The sequence below is a fragment of the Flavimaribacter sediminis genome (genome assembly GCF_019492055.1).
In the GTDB taxonomy this organism is placed as follows: Bacteria; Pseudomonadota; Alphaproteobacteria; order Rhizobiales; family Rhizobiaceae; genus Flavimaribacter; species Flavimaribacter sediminis.
Map to the genome: position 1 here is coordinate 29069 of NZ_JAICBX010000001.1, position 18220 is coordinate 47288.

Consider the following 18220-nt stretch of genomic DNA (forward strand, 5'->3'; position numbering starts at 1 on the left):
CATGAAGTTTACGCTGAAGGATTATCAGGACGAGGCCGTCAAAGAGGTTCTGGACCGGCTGAAGAAAGCCCGCAAACGCTGGCATGAAGACCGTGACAAGCACGCTTTCTCCCTGACTGCGACGACCGGCGCGGGCAAGACCGTCATGGCGGCGGCAGTCTTTGAATCCCTTTTCTATGGTAACGACGATTTCGACTTCGAGGCTGATCCAGGTGCCGTGGTGATCTGGTTCAGCGATGACCCGTCTCTGAACGAACAATCCCGCTGGCGGCTCCAGGAAGCGTCTGACAAGCTCACCATCTCCGATCTGGTCAGCGTCGGGAACAGCTTCGCTGGAGAGAAATTCCAGCCTGGAAAAATCTACTTCCTGAACACGCAGAAGCTGTCCAAGAACAGCCTTCTGGTGCGCGGCCACGACCCCAACGACCCGGCGCTGGAAACGGCGGACGGCCAGCGCATCATGCCTGACATGCGGTCGCATACGATCTGGGACACGATCCAGAACACCATCGAAGACCCCGACCTGACCCTTTACCTCATCCTTGATGAAGCTCATCGCGGTATGAAGGAAGGTGGTCGGTCCAACGGCGACGGCAAACCGACAATCGTCAAGCAGCTCATCAACGGTTCGGGCGCGGTGCCCGGTATCCCGATTGTCTGGGGTATCTCCGCAACGGTTCAACGATTCAACGATGCCGTTTCCGGTATGCAGGACCGTAGCACCCTGCCCAACGTGATTGTCGATGCAAAGAAGGTTCAGGATTCGGGCCTTCTGAAAGACACGATCAACCTCGATGTCCCCGACGAGACCGGCGATTTTTCAACCGTGCTTCTGCGTCGCGGCACGGCCAAGTTGAGTGATATCTCGAACGCCTGGGCGGAGTACGCCAAGCAGCAGGACGACGCCGATACCGTTCTGCCCCTCATGGTGTTGCAGGTTCCAAACTCCCCGGACCACAACGAAATCGGCCTATGGCTCGACACGATCTTCGAGCAATGGCCAGAGCTTCAGCACGACTCTATCGCCAACGTTTTCGGTGAACACAAAACCGAGACCTTTGGCCGACATACGGCCCCCTACATCGCACCGGAACGAGTTCAGGAATCCGATTGGGTACGCATTCTGATTGCCAAGGACGCCATCAGCACAGGCTGGGACTGCCCGCGTGCGGAAGTCATGGTTTCCTTCCGGGCGGCAACGGACAAGACCCACATCACCCAGCTTCTCGGTCGAATGGTTCGCACGCCACTGGCACGGCGGATTCCCGGCAACGACCGGCTGAACGCGGTCGATTGCCTGCTTCCTCATTTCGACAAGAAATCGGTTGAGGCCGTTGTCACGGCACTCATGTCAGGCGGCGAGGCCGGGGAGGAACTGCCCGGTCGGCGCGTGCTGATCAATCCGCGCGAGATGAAGCCCAATCCGGCAATCTCCGAGGACGTTTGGCAAAAGCTGCTTTCCTTGCCGTCGCAAACCTTGCCGAAGCGGCAGGCTCGCCCGGTCAAACGGCTAACGGCGCTTGCCCACGAACTGGCTGTTGACGGCCTCCTCGCGGACGCCGGCAAGAAAGCCCATGCCGAATTGCACAAGGTTCTGGACGGCGCACAAGTCCGGTATGCCGAAGAAATCAGGAAAGCCCGCGACTCAGTGATGACCGTTGAGGGAAAGACGGTAAAGGCTGATGTCGAGACCAAGGAAATGACGTTTGACGATTTTGTCGAAGCTGCCGACTACGCCGTCATCGAAGACGCATACAAGCGCGCGGCCCGCGTTATCAGCCCTGACCTTGCTACGACCTATAGCGAACATCTCGCCAGCAAAGCGGACGAGGATGAAGATCCCGAAGACGCGCTGGTCGAGGCGCATACCGTCATCGCCGCGCTTGGCCTTGTTCCTGATCTGAAGGATGATCTTGAGATCGCTGCGGAGAAGCTGTCAAACCAGTGGCTGACCAATTACCGGGTTCAAATCAAGAGCCTTTCCGATGAACGCCAGGATGTCTATCGCCAAATTCGCGAAATGAGTGCCGATCCGTTGGACGTTGATCTCGCACGGCCCAACACTTGGCTTCAGATGACCACGGCCCGCAAGGCCGACGGCACCGAAGAGCCGCTACCACGCTTCGAAAGGCACATGCTTTGCGATGAGGATGGCCTTTTCCCTGGCGACTTCAATTCATGGGAAGGCAAGGTCGTCAAGGCCGAGCTGGAGCGCAACGGCACCGTCGCCTGGTATCGAAACCCAGCCCGTGCCAGTCAGGATTCCTTGGGCGTAACCTATGAAGAAGGCGGCGACATAAAAATCGTTCGGCCAGACTTCATCTTCTTTGCGCAGCTGGACGACGGCACGGTGGTCGCTGATATCGTCGATCCCCATGGAATTCAGTTTGGTGACGCTCTTCCGAAGCTGCAGGGCTTAGCGGAGTACGCTGAAGCTAACGCGGGCACATACCGGCGCATCGAGGTTGTCGCCGAAGTTGGAGGGACCTTTCGCACTATCGACCTGACGGAGGCTTCAGCCCGAGCGGCGGTCAAGTCCGCAGCGACTGTGAAGGAGGTTTACGATAGCGAGGTGGCGCATGATTACGTCATGTAGCTATTACCAGTTTGCAGGAGGACGCGGTGCCTTTTCCGCTTTCGCCGCAGAGCATTGACGCCATAGCTGAAGTCATCAGCGGCGGCGGTGGGAACGACCCGACGCCGCCAATTGGAATCTATCGCAGCGGCCCCAAAATTGAAAAATTCATGCGCGCCTGCAACGTTGATTTTCGCGTGAGCGGTTCCCGCGTGCCGTCATTGGTCGATTGCCTTCTGGATATCAATCGGGGCTTCGAGCCTTCAGCGGTTTTCCCGAGGGTCATTGAGGCCGCTGCCGACCCCCGAGATTTTGCCCACGACCCTCCACGGCATACCGCTGTCCTCGAATATCTGAACAACGCGCTGCGCTATGACGGTTTTGAGCTTCAGCAGCAGGGCACCAAGGTCCGACTGGTGGTCGCAGGTCACTCCACACCAGTCATCGCAACGCTCTCAGGCGTTGCGGAGACCATCAGCTTTGACACAGTGAAGCTCGATCTTGAACGCGCCCTGGGCAGCATCGACTCCGATCCAGAGGACGCAATTACGGCGGCTTGTTCGACAATAGAAAGCGTGTGCCGCTCAATCTTGATCGAGTTAGGGCAGCCGCTTCCGGCAAAGAAGGACGTCTCCGGGCTTTTCAACGCGGTTAAACAACCCTTGGCATTGAGCCCTGACCGGTCTGACTTGGACCCACAAATCGCGGCAGATGTGCGGACGACTTTGGGCGGGCTTGCAACGGTCATTCAAGGGGTCGGAGCACTGCGAACACACGCTGGCGATGCGCACGGTCGGGAGAAAGGGTATGCTCGCGTCGATGCCCGTATCGCAAGATTGTCTATTCATGCGGCCAGCACGGTCGCGCTATTCCTGATCGAAACTTGGCAACGCAAATTTCCAACTCGGACGCTGCACCGCCACGACGAACCCACCTGAAAGCTTTTGCAACAGGTATTTGCAACAGGATTACACAATAAGGCCAATGGCGTGCCTCTTGTTGCAAAAACGGTCCTCTGAACGACAAAACCCCGCCGAAGCGGGATTTTGCATCAAGTCAATTGAACTTGATTAGAAAGAGTTGGGAAAAATTAGTTACCCAAATCCGCTGTAAGTGTTTTAGCAATCAATACAGTGTTTGTTGCTAATGTGTGTCCACCGCTAGCCAGAGCTACGTCTGTACTGCTGAGTGTAGTCGTATCTACAGCACCGAGGGCAGTACCCTCTGGGTCATTCGCCTGAATTTCAACATCAAGCGAATAAGTCCCATATGCGGCTGTACGGTCGATGGTAGTTATAGTAGCCAATGGCACTGGGCTAATTTTAATAATGCCAACACCATTACCATCGTTGCTGTATGTCATAAGTGCATTATTTGAAATAACCGTTTCAGCATTTGTCGTTACAGCAAGCTTACCAATATCAGCTGCGTTTATCGTATTTCCGCCTGCGGTAGATGTGTTGTCATCATCAATAACAAGGCTAATTGACGGAAGCGCAACGCTACCGACTGTCAAGGACACAGCAGCAATTGCTGTTGCCGGATTTACACCAGCAACACCACCACCGATAGTTACAGTCAAGCCACAGTTCGCAGCACAATCATCGGCATCGTTCGCAAGCGTAACCGAGGCTGCCGGAGTTGCAGCTAAAGTCACAGAGATTTCACGGGCCGGGAACAGATAGGATGTTTCCGACTCACCAAGGAAACCATTTGCACTTGCGCCAAATGTACTACCCAGACCAGTTGTTGAACCAGTAAATGCAGCAGATGTAGCACTCACTGTTCCGGCAGTGCCCGAGCCAAATAATGTCTCCTTGTTAATAGTCAACGTATTTTGGGTGTTCGAAAAAAGAGTGTTGGTAGAATCGACCATAATTGCAGATTCACCAGAGTCCAACAGACCGTCGTTATCAGAGTCAATCCAAGCGAGAGGCAAATACGTCCCATCAGCTACGTCAAGGAACGTGACTTCGGTGATTGTTTTGCTTGTTACGCTAGTGTTTGACACCAACGTAGCGGTGCCAACGTAAATTGGCTTCATGTCAAGCGCAGATCGGAAGAGACCGACTTTCGCAGCAAATGGGCCAGATGCTGTCGGCACAGACTTAAACGCGATGTCCTTAACGCCGATTGTTACGTTCGGTACAGATGCCGAATCGACATCGGTACGAGCCACGGCGAGTGGTACAGGCACGGATGTCACGTTAATGATTCCAGACCCGGAGGTGACAACTTTGGATGCAGGTAGAAAGAAATCAAACGCTGGGAGTGACACTGTTGCGCCGTTCGATACAACCGGCTGCATCACAGGCACCGTTGCAAAAGCGACACCGTTGTTGAGGTCGGCAGAGATAGAAGCGGCGCCTGTGCCTGGATCACCCATAATCAACACGTTACGGCCTTGCTCACGGCCAAAGCCCTGCGTTGTGCCCAAGGAAGCCAACAGAGATTGGGTTGCAGAAACAGAAGCAGTCCTGGCACCAACAGAAATCTCGGAGAAGGTTACCAACATTGTGTTGTATGTACCGGACTTGGGTGCAGTTACGGGCAGTGTTGCGCCAGTTTTGTTTGCATTGAGCAAGTCAAGAGTTGAAGTAGCAGACGCGCCGATACCTGCGGCTGGGTTGTAAATTACGAAACGGTCAGTTGAGTTGCCGTTTGGCATTAGTTCGATTTTATCGATCACAACTGTGAACGAAACTGCCGAAGCAGAAGCCGCACCCAGCACGACGGCACCAGCCGTTGCACCAGCAATTGCGAGATTCTTCAGCCATTGTTTCATTAGAAGGCACTCCTAAAATTTATTGATAGAATTCGAATTCGATAGATTTGTTAGCCGCTGTTACCAACGGAGAATGAGTTGGATGTCGCGCTCGCGTCGTCATCATCGCAAGCGGTCAGGCCAAGGCTTGCAGCGAGGGCAAGCGTCATCACGAAAGCAATTTTCGAGAATTTATTCATTACAATATTTCCTATAATTTGGTTGTGTTTTTATAACAACGAACAAATAATAAGGGTATAATTTCAAAATGAGAAATGTTCATTTAATGAACGAGTGAAATGGCAAGAAGTCCCTATACAGGTGTGTTGCTAATTCGTCGCAGTGATATAATCAAATCGCGCGATGTATTTGATGAATTTGAACGTCGAAGGGTCGGCACGGGTGTGTCCATCGCCTTATTATGCAGAGAAGCGCGTACCACAAGGCAGGCGTATCACAAGTGGAAGCGTGGAGAGGGTGGGGTCATGCCCGAGACATTAAAGGCACTAAATACCGCCTTAGCCGCGTTGTCCGGTCAAGAAGTAGCGCCCCCAGCAAAGAAGCCCCGCCATCGCTGACGGGGCTTCGGTCGAGGAAAGGGGCCTTGTCAGGCCGCAGTCTTCAACGGCTTCGGAGCCATGCGCTGACCCTCCAGCCATTTGTTGAATTCGGCGCGGTCGATGTAGACGCGGCCACCGATCTTCAGTAGCGCAGGCTTCAATCCATTCGTTTCCGCATGGAATATCCACCAGCGAAGCGTGGCTTCCGTGATGAACGGTGCTTCCACCGCTACCTGCTTCACGGTCGCCAGGTCCCTGTAATCCACCATGGTAAACCTCATGGTCTCGGGGCCTATAAAGAGCAGGAACCTAATTTATGCCTCAGAAAAGCTTTTCATTCAATTGCGTCACGACACCCTTCACGTGGCTCTCGGACAAGTGCGCATACCGGCGCACCATCTGAAGCGTCCGATGCCCGAGGATGTCGGCAATCTCCACAAGGCTTGCGCCGTTCATGGCAAGGTAGCTTGCCGTGGAATGGCGCAGGTCATGGAAGCGGAAGTCTTCCAGCTTGGCCGCATCTCGCGCGTTCTCCCAAGCCTTGCGGATATCCATGGGCTCCAGCCCATCCCGACGAGGGAAAAGCCAGCGGGTTTTGGGTTGATTTTCCAAGGTGTCGTAGAAGGCGTCTGTTTTGGCGAGTTGCTCGGTCAACACGTCGCGAAGGTGATGCACGACCGGCACAGCGCGCGTATCGCCGTTCTTGGTATCCCGCAGGATGGCCGTATCGCGAGCCAGGTCGAGATCGCCAAGTGTCAGGCCGAGGATTTCTCCCTTCCGTGCGCCCGTTGACAGGGCAAACACCACGACGGGGTAGAGGTGCTCGTTATCGCTGGCCTTGCAGGCGTCGAGCAGTCGCTTGCGCTCATCATCGCTCAGGAACCGGGCACGCTCGTTCCTGATCTTCGTTATCCGATTCACCCCGTCCAATGGGCTTGAGCCGGTCCAGCCCCACTGCATGGCATACTTGAACAGCATGGCCAGCGTGTCGCGGTAATGCTTCAGCGTCTTTGGGCTCTTGGGGCGGGGCGGCTTTTTCGGCTTTTCGTCATCGGTCAGCTTGCGGCGACCATCGCCCGCCGCTGCCAACTCACCCATCTTCTCGCTGATCAAGTCCGCCGTGATGTAGGCCAGTGCATAGCCCCCAAGCTCTCGTTCCCAATGGGCGACGAATGAGGCTTCCGCGCGTTTGGTCGTCTCCGCACGATGGACGAACACTTCCTTGCGGAACCGGTCGATCACGTCCTGAAGGGTCTTGCTCGCTGCCGTGCGCACGACGTTCTTGAACTCGCCCTTGCGGATGCCCGTCTCAGTTTCTTGCGCCCATTGCTTGGCGTCCGTCAGGCGCTTGAAGGTACGCACCTGGTCGGGGAACCCCTTCATCCGAACCATGACCCGATAGGATGGGCCTTTCTTGCCTTCGCGCTTCTGGATAGTCGCCATGTGGTGCCTCGGGAGCCTGTGCGGGCGAATGTGCCCAAAGCGTTTTTGGCACATTTTTGGCACAGTGACAATCAACAAACCTCAATAATGACCAAGCGTGCGAGACAAGAAATATCAGCAAAAACAGTAATATCAATGTTGAGAATTGTTGCGATGGTGTGCCAAAAGTAGGTTTTCGCTTGGCTCATAACCTGAAGGTCGCAGGTTCAAATCCTGCCCCCGCAACCAAGAACGACCCGTTCATCGCAAGATGAGCGGGTTTTTTCGTTTTCCGCGCCCGCAGTCCGCTGGAGCTGTCTCGGTCGCAGCAAAGCCTTCATTTCCGCGCGGCCACCGATAGTGCATAGCTTGGCGAGCATTTGCGTAACCGGAAGTCTGTAGCTTCAAGCGAGCGCAGCAAACATACATTAACCCGCTATCTCTATGAGATGGCGGGTTTTTTGTGTCCCGATTTTGAGACCCGCTTCGACGTTTGCCAGTCTTGTCTGCGTTTCTATCCGCCGATCACCTAAAGATGCACAGGTAAGAAACCGCTGACAACCATCCACAGAGGACAGTTCCATCCGTGCCGATGGGTCTAAAAGGTCATGAAACGTGTTTTGCCCAGCCTGGATTGTTAATGAAGTTGATACGTTTGCGGGGCGGGGCACTCGGCGCTGCAAAGCGCATTCGCATCATCCGATGCCCCCTTTCGGGCGCCAGGGAACTTACAGAAAGCCTTGCATTGCGGTCACCACGGCGATCAAAAGGAGGCAACTGCCGCCCGCTCTCTTAAGCTTTGGAAGCAAAGATTGCATCGTAGTCCACCGGCTGAGTCGTCTGACCAGAACCGTATAGCAAAACGTATTGACCGCTGCCAGGGTCGCGAATGTCGCCACAAGCACGGTAAATTGTAGCGTCATTCGACCGGCGGGCTCTACGAAGATCGGTACGATCGCGAAGAAGAACGAGATGGATTTAGGGTTGAGCGCCGTAACCAGCGTTATGTCGAGAAAGACCCTGCGAACGGAGAAGGCAGTGGCGTCAGTTGACAACCGCCCGGCTGGTACTGCGGCCGCGCTTATGGCTGCCGCATTTGCTGATTCTGTGAATGACGGTTCGAGGGGGGTACGCAGAAACTTTATTCCGAGATGAACCAGGTAAATTACCGCAGCCGCTTTCAGCAAGGTAAGTGCCCGCGGCGACGACAGCATCAAGGTCCCTACACCGGCAATCGAGGCCGACATTGCCGCAATATGTCCCACGGCAACCCCTGCGATAAGGGCGACGGTGACATTTCGGCCTTTATGAACGGCGTAACTGAGAACCAGTAGCACCGTCGGCCCGGGAATAATGAGAAGCGGGATCGCCGCCGCGACGAACGTGAGCCAGACCTGAAGTTCCATGAAAATTGCCGGGCTTCGAGACTTAGTCGGCTTCGGCGCGGGAAAAGCAGCGCCGCGTGGATGACGGTGAGGGATTGAGAGGCACCGACACCGGTTGCCCGGTTGCCCTGGTGAGGATGATCGCCAAGACAATTAGCGCCATGCCAAGCCATTGTGCCGCGTTGAGAGTCTCACCGAGGAGTATCCAGGCCAGCAGAAGGCTCCAGACCGGAATCAAATTAGTCGCTGCCCCCGCCAGCGATGCCGGCACGGATTTGAGCGCAAACTGCCAGCAGAGAAATCCGGCGGCGGCAGCGAATATGCCGATATATCCGAGAGCCAGCGCTTCGCGCGTCGAAACGCCCTGCGGCGGCGGTACATCGAGGATGAGAAGGGCAAGGGGGATCTGTATGAGAAGGCCGATGACGATCTGGGCCATCAGGGAACTGAGCGGAGATGCTTTGAAGGTGAGTTTCTCGACGGCTATCCAGTAGAGCGCCCAGGCTACCGCCGCACCCAGAATGAACATTTCGCCCAGATTGTCGGCTGCACGAGAGCTGGCCGGACCATTGTAGTGCTGGACAAGCCAGACACCGCACATGGAAAGGACTGATAGGAGTATAAGCCGGCAAGCCGGGAAGCGTTTTTCGATGACCGTGGTGAAGAACACGGTGAGTAGCGGCACGGTGGAAAACAGAATCGCGGCCACGGATGCGCCGATATATTGCAGCGATGCATAGATGAGCGTGTTCGCGCAGACGATGCCAAGAATCGATAATATGATCAGGCGCGGCCAGGCTGCGAACAGCTGGCGGCCATCGCGAATCAATCCGCGCAGGCTCACGGGGAGCAGGACGATGGCGGCAATGCTCCAGCGGCCGATATTCATCCAATGCGGTCCGATATCCGGCCCGACATACCTCCCGACGATGAAGTTTCCGCCCCAGAGCATAGGTGCGAAAGCGAGCAGAGCGAAGGGCAGAGCCGATGGGGAAGCTGCTGCGGCGCACCTCGGACCCATCATCGCTATTCCTGCGCCGAACACGAAAAGTTCCGGCAAGGGGGCGCAGCATCCGGGTATGCACTGCACCCGCCTGTGGTTTCGGCGTTGCGGTGAGCAAAAGCGGTGACTGCACCGCACTGTCCTGTTTGTAGAAAGAGAGTCATCGCCAACACCTATCTCAGGGAAGCAGGTCAGCACATGTCCCAAATGGGCTACCGACTACCGGAGGGAACATTTCCGGTCGGTGGGGCGCGCTTTGTCATGACTTGAGCAAAGTAGCTGCGGGTTGGGGGGGCGCCCAAGCCTGTTCGCTTCGCAGTCGCTTTCGATATGCTGCATCAGGAACCAAGCGACGTTCCGGTTCGCATCGTCGATCAGAGGGCAACTGCTAGCCGCGCTCCGTGATCATTTCATCGAGGGCAGTGAAGACCGGGGCCGGTTTCTCAAAAAGCAGGAGTTGACCGGCCTCTTTGACTTCCGTCACGGTTACATGGGGAAATGGCTCGAGAAACGCCTTGACTTGAGTAGTCGGGGTAACGAGGTCCTCGACGCCATGGATATGTTTGATGGGCAGGTTATTCCGGCATACTTCGTCAACCAGACCGGACCAGTTCCAGATGAGGTGAGACGTATCTGTGAATATCCCAAAATAGCCCTGCGCGATGGAGAAATGCACGCTTCGTTTGAGTATGTCGGTGAACTCCCGACGTACCGTCACCGCATGATCCCGTGAGCCTTCACGATAAAGCGTTTCCAGAAACGGCAGTTCCCCATTGGCGCGGATCTGACTGATTCCGGAGAGGTATAGCGGCGGCAGAAAATCCGGGGCGAAGCGCATCAGGAAGAGCAAAAGCCTCTGGGTGGGCGGCAGGCGGATAAAGTGGCGAGGCGTCAGCGCCGGGAGAATGGCGCCTGATACGACGAGGCCAGAGATGCGGTCCCGCAAAGTTGCGGCGACCGAGTAGCCGTAAACCGCACCGCCCAGAACCGCCAACAGCGGTACGGGACCGGTGTCATAATGTTCCATCACAAAGGCGATGTCCTGCGCGAGCCGGATATGTTCATGCTCCGGCGGTCCCGGCGGCGGACTCGATGCGCCGAAATTCGGCCTGGACGGCGTGATGAGGCGGATGTTGCGGGTGTGAAGTTCCTTCAGGACCCGGGCGGGCATTTCCGTGCCGAAGAGTTGACCATGTATCATCAGAACGGGCCGCCCGTCCCTGGGACCCTGCAAACGGACTTCCAACGTTCGCCCGTCCGGCAAGGACAGAAGATCGACTTCCCGTTTCCACAATTGCGGGTTCGGCGCGTGATCCGGCGTCGAGGCGATGCCGCCGGAAACAAGCGCGACGATACGGTTCAGATTGGCGACCGAGCGGGCATTGGTCTTTGCAAGAATGCTCTTGGACTGGTTTCGAACGGTGCCCTCAGACCTTCCTTGTTCGACCGCGATTTCCTTGACAGTCTGTCCCGCGACGAGAGCCTTGGCGATGCGGCGTTCGGCCTTGGTGAGCCCGAATGAGGTGGATAGCACCGCCTCCATATCTTCCGTCCAGACAACATCAAGGGCTTCCAGGACGAGGTATTGAGCGTCTTCTCCATGATCCCGTTCGGCCCTCAGCACCAGGTGAAAGGCTTCGCCTCGAAAAATCCGCATGGGGCCCGATGTGCCGGATTTCGCGAAATTCGAGATACAGGATTGGAGGGCGCGGCCATCATCGGAATGCAGGCGATGAACAAGTTCGGTCAGCGAGGGAAGACCGTCTTCGAAGGTGTTACGCGCTTCGGCGCTTGAGCTTGCGATTTTGCCCCCGCGGTCGATGAGCAACGCAAAACCTGGGGCGTTCGAGACGCGCTGCCGCAGGCCGACCGGCCTCGATCGGCTCGGGTTTGCTTCAAGAGCCGCGTTCATCCGCTCGAAATGCAGTGCCAGGCCCCGGTCGGCCTCCACGACGCCGATGTCGACATTCGCGAAGTCCTCTATCTTCCAGTCATTCGCCGCGGTCTGCTCAAGGTAGAGCCCGAGCTCGTGTATGAATTGCCCATAGGCGGATGGGTCCACTGTGGCCTGGTACATCGCGGCAACGAGGCGATCGCGGTCCGCGATTGGTTGTTTCTCTCTCATTAAGGCTCTTAAAAATCTCCTGGTCTGAATATGTTTTTAAAGTATTTGAGTGCTCAGGGCACCATGACTCTTTCGCAGATTTCCGCGGAATTGCCGGCCAGTTGAAAGGTCGTGGATGATTGCTCCTGCGTGCGGGATAGGGGCTCGGTCGGGGAACACGCCGCTCAATAGGGCCCGTCGACGATGCTGCATTCGGTCCGGGAGCCGTCATGAATGCGCACATCACGATAGTTGAGCAGTTCCGTCGTGGCGAAGCGGGCCAGCGTCGCCCGATGCGCGAGCCGGCAACAGGAGATGACGGGCTGTCCCGGATCGTCCGCCGCCGCGCCGATGATTGCCCTGATGTCCTCGACCGGCTTGAAGCTCATATCCTCGTTCAGCAATGAGTCGAAGGGGAAGTGGCGGGCGCACGGAATCCGGCCATTGCTTTCGGCGCCCGTATCGCGCTTGCCCGGCGGGCGCACGCGCTGCCCCGAATATCCCTCGAGCGACGGTGATCGAGGATCACCGACGCGCCGTTTTCAATAGCCTCAAGCACATCGGAGCGCGCCGCGCGAAGCTCCGGCTATCTGGACGCCACAGCATAGGCGCCCGCGCGGGCCATCGGAAACATCGGTGGTCAGAGGCCGCCCCTCAGCCCGCCACTTGACCAGTCCGCCATCGAGCATGCGCACATCCCCAAGGCCGAAATGTTTCAGTACCCACAACGCATAGGTGCCGAACTTAACGGGCACGCCGTAGAACATGACGGTGGTATCGCTGTTGATGTCGACGCTCGATATGTTCGCGAAACAGGGGCATTGCTCTCAAACAGCCACTTCTAACGAATGTTGGAATCGGTAGTTGCGGGCCCCCGCAACCAAAATAAGGCCGCCAACTCAATGAGTTGGCGGCCTTTTTCTTTTTGGAACAGCTGCTGGCGACCCATCTCCGGAATCATATCGAAACCAGTTGCAAGAAAGTATCGCCTCTACAGGGAGGAACGATTTACCTTCCACAAACGTGGCGCCGGCAAGCGAGTTTTGGGCACACGTGCGCCCATGGCTATCCCGCAGGATCCCAACCAGCGCTGGAGCCTCGACTTCGTGTCGGACATGCTGGTCGACGGACGTCGCTTCCGTATCCTGTGTGTCATCGATGACACCGGGCCCAACGGCTTTTGAAGATTCTGCGGCCGCAATCCAGTGGCGTCGCGAGCAGCTTTTTGGGGATCGTTGAGTGATCACGACCACGGCGTAACCAGGTATTTCTCGCCCGTCCGCATCGCACGATAATCGGTCAGCGCTTCCTTGGTCAGCATTTCTTCAAGATTGACACGCTTCTTGTAACTGCTGGCAAAGGTGGTGGTGAGGTTCTTGAGCACTCGCTGGCGCATACGGTCGACATTTTCCATTCCGATCGATTGGAGGAAGGGGAATAGAAGCCAGCCGGACAGCGTCCAGGCAGTGCCGTAACCCGGCGACAATATCGTTGGACCAAGGTCCAGCCGCCCGTATATGAACATGCGCTTTTGCTGGCTGGAGCCATAGCGCGAGTACTCGGTCATCTTGCCGATCGCGACCTGCTCCATCGCCCTGAAGACAGTGTCAACCGTTTGCCCGCCGCCGATCGGATCGAAGCCGTAGAAGGCGCCCGTGTCGTCTATCGCGGAACGTAGCCGGCCCATGAACTCGTCCTCCGAGGAATTGACGACATGCGTGGAACCCAGCTTCTCGAGCAGTGCGACCTGGCTATCCTTGCGCACGATATTGACCAGCCCTATTCCGTCCTCAGTACAGATGCGGGTCAGCATCTGGCCAAGGTTGGATGCCCCGACCGTGTGCAGGATCGCGTTCTGCCCGTCCATCTTCGCGTTTTCGACGAACCCCAACGCGGTCATGGGATTGACGAATGCGCTCGCACCATCCTCGGCCGAGTAATCGCCTAGCGGCAAGCACAGGGCTGCATCGGCGATGCAATACTGGCTGTAGGCATTGCCCGGCACACAGGCGACGCGCTGCCCTACCAACGCCTTGGCCAAATCGCTGTCTCCGGATGCGACCACTGTGCCAGCACCTTCGTTGCCGGCCGGAAGTTTCAGACCATGGCGCGCTTTCGAACCCGTGTTGAAAGGCTCAGGCACGGTGGCGACGAACTTGCCATTCCTATAGTCGGCATTCTCCAGATCGGCAGCACCGGCCAGAATGACGAGGTCCGAAGGATTTATCGGAGCCGCTTCCATCTTGACCAATACCTGATTGCCCGAAGGGGCGGGAAAGGTCACGTCCTCAATCGCGACGGTAAGCGTGCCATCGCTCTCGAGCGTGGTGAAGAGTTGCTTGCCCGAAGTGCTCATATCAAAATCTCCATTTGTCGGGTCCAGGCTGCCTCCAGGATGTGGGCCTGGCGCAATGGGTTGGAAAACCATACGCTAGGCCGACTCGGTCTCAAACACCAGAAGCGTAGAAATGGCCATTGCGCACAATCAGCCTGCTTCGTCATTCAGTTCAGCCGCGACGAAGGCGACGCGGCTCCCAATCGATTTGATCTTGACTGTTCCCCTTGCCGTCCCGCTCTGGGTGCTGTGCGTAACCTCCGTGAATCCGGCGATGAGATTGCAGATCGACTTGTCCGGGGCGGTCTTCGAAGACAGCGCCTCCGCGCAACACCTCGATGACTGAAATTTCATCCAGGTCACCGATGGCGCCATCAGACCACTGATCGGCCTCCGGAATGGAGTAATGCGTAGAGATTTGAGTGGCCCCCGGGGGGCGTTGATGGGCAGGAAGGGGGCTTCGCCACAACTGCGACATCCCGCGGGACATCATGCCAAAGCAGACATTCAAGTAAACCGAAGCCCGCCCTTTTCGGCACTGCCGCATGACGACTCCGGGCCCATTTCAACCGATGCCGGAGCATGCTCGAACGGCTGCTTTTCCTGGTAGCAGGAGCAACACAGGCTTTTACGCCCCGCGTTTCAGCTCCAACGCGCGTTCGGTGGTCCAGACGCTGTCCGCACCGCCCCAGTGACCATTTCTGACTTCATGGACGCGCACGGAGGTCATATCCTGCATCGGTTTCCCGGCCACCTTTCCGAACGCTCTTGCTGTCTCCGAGATGATTTGCGCTTTTTCTTCGTCCGAGAAAACGCCTTCCATGACGTGTATATCTATGAGGGGCATGCAATCTCCTAACGATTCGATTTGCATACAGATATACCAAAAAGCGCTGCTGATCGCAGTCACTGAGATGGCGGCTGAGACAAAAGGGCCCTTTGATGAAAATTGACAAAGCAGTTGCATTGGTGACCGGAGGGAGCGGTGGACCTGGCAGGTCCATTTGCAGAGCGCTTGCCGAAAGCGGGGTGTCTCTGGCGCATGGTGCATCCGTTGATTCGCATGAAAAGGACGCCCCATCAAAACTTGGGATCAAACATCGTCACGGAACAAAAAACGCGAGCACATACGGGCCTTTTTCTTTTTCTGTGGTAAGAAGTTGATCAATTCATCCCGCGCCTGAAAACGCTTCGCGCGGCGAATCGACCCTTCGACATCACAGAGCGTCAATAGCGCAGCTTTACTCAGGTGTTCATCCTGGCCGGGTCCTGCAGACCTGCGACTTGTTCCTTGAGCAATTTGGTGAACTCGGCCGCAAGCATCGACAGCGGGCGGTTTGCGGGCGTCAAAACCGACATGTTCAGGGACATCTCCGGCTTGAATGGCCTGTACTCAATGTGGTTCTCGTGTCCAAGGCCTTCAGCGTGGCTAATGGCGCTCAGGGTTTCGCAAATCGTGTAGCACAGGCCCTGGGACACCAGACGAAGGGTCGGCGCGAACGTCCTGAGTTCAAAGCGCTGATTGAGCCGAGCGCCAGCTTCCGCAAATGCTTTGCGGCATTGCTGTGTGATTGTATGATCGTCGTACAAAAGTGCCATAGGCAGGTTATCAAGATCCGCAGGCGTCAGTACGTCTTTCTCCAGAAGCGGGTCGCCCGCCGGCAGCGCGCACATGCAGGGAAGAGAGTATTTCTCCGCCTGAACCGTCTTTCTGGCATTTGGCGACTCGGCCAAACCGACGTCGTATTGTTGAGATGCGACCCAATCGACGACAACCGGAGACGAACGCATCATAAGTGATGCTTCGACATTGGGTTTGTCTTTCAGGAACATGCCAAGGACTTTCGGCATGAAGATGCTCGACGCTGCAGGATTGCAGGCAATCCGAAGTTTGCCTTCCTGAAGATTTCCGATGTCGTGGAGCGTGCGCGTGGACTGAGACAGCCGTTCCAGCACGAACTCGGCCTCTTCGAGGAAGTAATGCGCTTCCGGTTTGGCGACCAGGCGCCCGCGGTCCCGCTCGAACAGCGGAAATCCGATCTCCTTTTCCAGCCCAGAAATCATGGCGCTGACAGCAGGTTGCGTCCGACCCAGACTCCTGCCGGCTTCGGACACCGAGCCGACGCGCATGACCTCCACAAATGTCTGCAATTGGCGAAATGACAGGTTCATAAATATTCCATAGGTCAATTCTATGGTTTTAGCAATAATTCTAATTTGTCCTTATGGTATTAATCGCTCATAATGCCCAAGTCTGCAGATCATCAAGGTTCAGAGAAACCTGATCCCAGGGGGTATGATTGGAGAAGCTTACGCAGTATGTGCTGACGGCGCTGATTTGCAGCGTGGCGTTGGGTCAGTTCGTCCAGGTGATCACACGATACGTGCTCCAGGTTCCTTTGATGGGGCTGGAAGAGTCGATCATGTTTCCGACGATCTGGCTTTACATTCTCGGCGCGGTCAACGCTTCCCGCGAGAATACGCATATCCGGGCGAACGTGCTCGAGATCTTTCTGAAAACAGAGCGCCAGCACACGATACTGGCGATTGTCGGCGAACTTATCAGCCTGGCCATCGGCCTGTGGCTTCTGACATGGGCGTGGGAATTCACCACTTACTCCTGGCGCGTATGGAAAGAGAGCCCGACTCTCTACATCCCGACCTTCTGGGCCGACGTGGCGTTGGTCGTCGGCCTCGCCCTGATGATGGCTTACACCGCCTCGCATCTGCTTGCACATGTGCGCAGCCTGAAAAGCGGGAGCGCGCAATGACCGAAATCGCGCTTCTGGCTATCGCGGCTCTTGTTCTCACATTGTCGTTGGGCGTGCCGCTGCCGTGGTGTTTCGGAGCCGCCCTGGCAGTGATGTACTTTATCGGCGATGTGACCATGAAAGGCATGGTGCTGTGGGGCGTCCAGCAATTGGGCAACCCTGTGCTTTTGGCCATACCGCTGTTCGTTCTCGCCGGCACCATCATGTCAGAGAGCGGGATAGCGGCGGCTCTCCTGAGGTTCGTCAACGTATTTATCGGGCATGTGCGCGGTGGCCTGGGCGTGGTCGCCGCCGTCAGTTGCGCGATCATCGGCGCGATTTCAGGGTCCGGACTGACCGGCGTTTCAGCCATCGGGCCATTGCTCATTCCCGAAATGGCAGAGCGCGGATATCCGAGGGAGTATGCTACGGCGCTGGTCGCGAACTCCTCGATCCTGGGCCTGCTCATCCCTCCCTCGGTGACGATGATCCTTTACGGCTGGGTGACGGACACCTCGATCCTCGCCTGCTTCCTGGCGACTTTGTTGCCGGGATTGTTGATCATGTTCAACTTTTCCGTCGTGAACCTTTGGATGTCACGCAGGTTCAATCTGGTGCTTGACGAGAAGCCGAGCATCTCCGAGCTTTCCGTCAATGCAGCCAGGCGAGGCGTCCACGCCTTTCCCGCCCTGCTCATGCCGGTCATCATCCTTGGCGGTATCTATGGCGGGATTGTTACGCCGACAGAAGCCGCAGCCATTTCCGTCATCTACGCCGTTCCGGTCGGGTTCGTGATCTATCGCGGATTGCGTTGGGACAATTTCCTTCTCGCCGGCAAGGAAGCGGCGACGTCCGTCGGCGCCATCATGATCATGATCCTGTTTTCCATGATCCTGGGGCAGATGTTCGTTTACGAAAGCATCCCCCAGCAACTGGTCAGCTCCATCTTCGGCGTCACGGAGAACAAGGTCGTTCTGCTCATCCTGATCAACATTCTCCTGTTCCTGATTGGCATGGTCGTCAACGACGCGACAGCGATCCTTCTGGTTGCGCCTCTGCTGCTGCCGTTGATGCAGGCGCTCGACGTGAGCCCGATCCAGTTCGCCGCGATCATGGGCGTCAACACCGCCATGGGAGGCGTCACGCCTCCCTATGCGTCGATCCTCTATCTCGGAGCCCGGGTCGGCAAGGTGAAGGTCACCAAAGTCATCCCGCCGGCTATGATCCTGATCCTGATCGGCTATGTGCCGGTCGTCTTTCTCACATCCTTCTGGCCAGATCTCTCGCTCTACCTGCCGAGACTGTTTGGCTACTGAACAACT

15 protein-coding genes and 1 pseudogene are annotated in these 18220 nt (G+C 56.6%); 5 read left to right on the plus strand and 11 right to left on the minus strand.

Annotation, left to right across the window (positions count from 1 at the left end):
• The first annotated feature begins 1 nt into the window (after position 1).
• Positions 2–2596, plus strand: a complete 2595-nt coding sequence (locus tag K1W69_RS00165) for a DEAD/DEAH box helicase (RefSeq protein WP_220226315.1) — start codon at positions 2–4, stop codon at positions 2594–2596.
• A gap of 26 nt (positions 2597–2622) precedes the next feature.
• Complete coding sequence (locus K1W69_RS00170; RefSeq protein ID WP_220226316.1) at positions 2623–3513, plus strand: abortive infection family protein; 891 nt, start codon at positions 2623–2625, stop codon at positions 3511–3513.
• A gap of 152 nt (positions 3514–3665) precedes the next feature.
• Here K1W69_RS00170 and K1W69_RS00175 read toward each other — a convergent pair whose 3' ends face one another.
• The 7 genes from K1W69_RS00175 to K1W69_RS00205 form a co-directional block, all read right to left on the minus strand.
• A complete protein-coding gene (locus K1W69_RS00175) occupies positions 3666–5360 on the minus strand; it encodes a hypothetical protein (RefSeq protein WP_220226317.1) in 1695 nt (564 codons plus the stop codon).
• A gap of 586 nt (positions 5361–5946) precedes the next feature.
• Entirely contained in the window at positions 5947–6168 is a 222-nt protein-coding gene (locus tag K1W69_RS00180; protein ID WP_065702215.1) for a helix-turn-helix domain-containing protein, read from the minus strand.
• A 52-nt stretch (positions 6169–6220) separates the two neighbouring features.
• Positions 6221–7342, minus strand: coding sequence for a site-specific integrase (locus tag K1W69_RS00185; RefSeq protein ID WP_220226318.1), 1122 nt, complete (start codon positions 7340–7342; stop codon positions 6221–6223).
• 707 nt (positions 7343–8049) lie between these two features.
• Positions 8050–8727 (minus strand): LysE family translocator, encoded by a 678-nt coding sequence (locus tag K1W69_RS00190; protein ID WP_220226319.1) that lies wholly within the window; start codon positions 8725–8727, stop codon positions 8050–8052.
• A 22-nt stretch (positions 8728–8749) separates the two neighbouring features.
• On the minus strand, positions 8750–9766 hold the full coding sequence (locus K1W69_RS00195) for a DMT family transporter (RefSeq protein ID WP_220226320.1): 1017 nt from the start codon (positions 9764–9766) through the stop codon (positions 8750–8752).
• A 331-nt stretch (positions 9767–10097) separates the two neighbouring features.
• A complete protein-coding gene (locus K1W69_RS00200) occupies positions 10098–11834 on the minus strand; it encodes a bifunctional helix-turn-helix transcriptional regulator/alpha/beta hydrolase (RefSeq protein ID WP_220226321.1) in 1737 nt (578 codons plus the stop codon).
• Positions 11835–11998: 164 nt separating this feature from the next.
• A complete protein-coding gene (locus K1W69_RS00205; protein WP_220226322.1) occupies positions 11999–12298 on the minus strand; it encodes a rhodanese-like domain-containing protein in 300 nt (99 codons plus the stop codon).
• Positions 12299–12796: 498 nt separating this feature from the next.
• Between K1W69_RS00205 and K1W69_RS00210 the strand changes: the two are divergent.
• Positions 12797–12976 (plus strand): annotated as a pseudogene (locus K1W69_RS00210) (IS3 family transposase); the annotation flags it as partial.
• A gap of 80 nt (positions 12977–13056) precedes the next feature.
• Here K1W69_RS00210 and K1W69_RS00215 read toward each other — a convergent pair.
• The 4 genes from K1W69_RS00215 to K1W69_RS00230 all read right to left on the minus strand — a co-directional run bounded on the left by K1W69_RS00215 (position 13057) and on the right by K1W69_RS00230 (position 16320).
• On the minus strand, positions 13057–14169 hold the full coding sequence (locus K1W69_RS00215) for a zinc-binding dehydrogenase (protein WP_220226323.1): 1113 nt from the start codon (positions 14167–14169) through the stop codon (positions 13057–13059).
• 129 nt (positions 14170–14298) lie between these two features.
• Positions 14299–14502, minus strand: coding sequence for a hypothetical protein (locus K1W69_RS00220; protein ID WP_220226324.1), 204 nt, complete (start codon positions 14500–14502; stop codon positions 14299–14301).
• Between the two features lie 274 nt (positions 14503–14776).
• A complete protein-coding gene (locus K1W69_RS00225) occupies positions 14777–14995 on the minus strand; it encodes a tautomerase family protein (protein WP_220226325.1) in 219 nt (72 codons plus the stop codon).
• A 398-nt stretch (positions 14996–15393) separates the two neighbouring features.
• Complete coding sequence (locus tag K1W69_RS00230; RefSeq protein WP_220226326.1) at positions 15394–16320, minus strand: LysR substrate-binding domain-containing protein; 927 nt, start codon at positions 16318–16320, stop codon at positions 15394–15396.
• 128 nt (positions 16321–16448) lie between these two features.
• Here K1W69_RS00230 and K1W69_RS00235 point away from each other — a divergent pair, with 128 nt between their 5' ends.
• Entirely contained in the window at positions 16449–16919 is a 471-nt protein-coding gene (locus K1W69_RS00235; RefSeq protein ID WP_220226327.1) for a TRAP transporter small permease, read from the plus strand.
• Positions 16916–18214: a TRAP transporter large permease gene (locus K1W69_RS00240; protein WP_220226328.1), complete on the plus strand. Its 1299-nt coding sequence runs from the start codon at positions 16916–16918 to the stop codon at positions 18212–18214. The genes K1W69_RS00235 and K1W69_RS00240 overlap by 4 nt, the downstream gene beginning before the upstream one ends.
• The last annotated feature ends 6 nt before the right edge of the window (positions 18215–18220 follow it).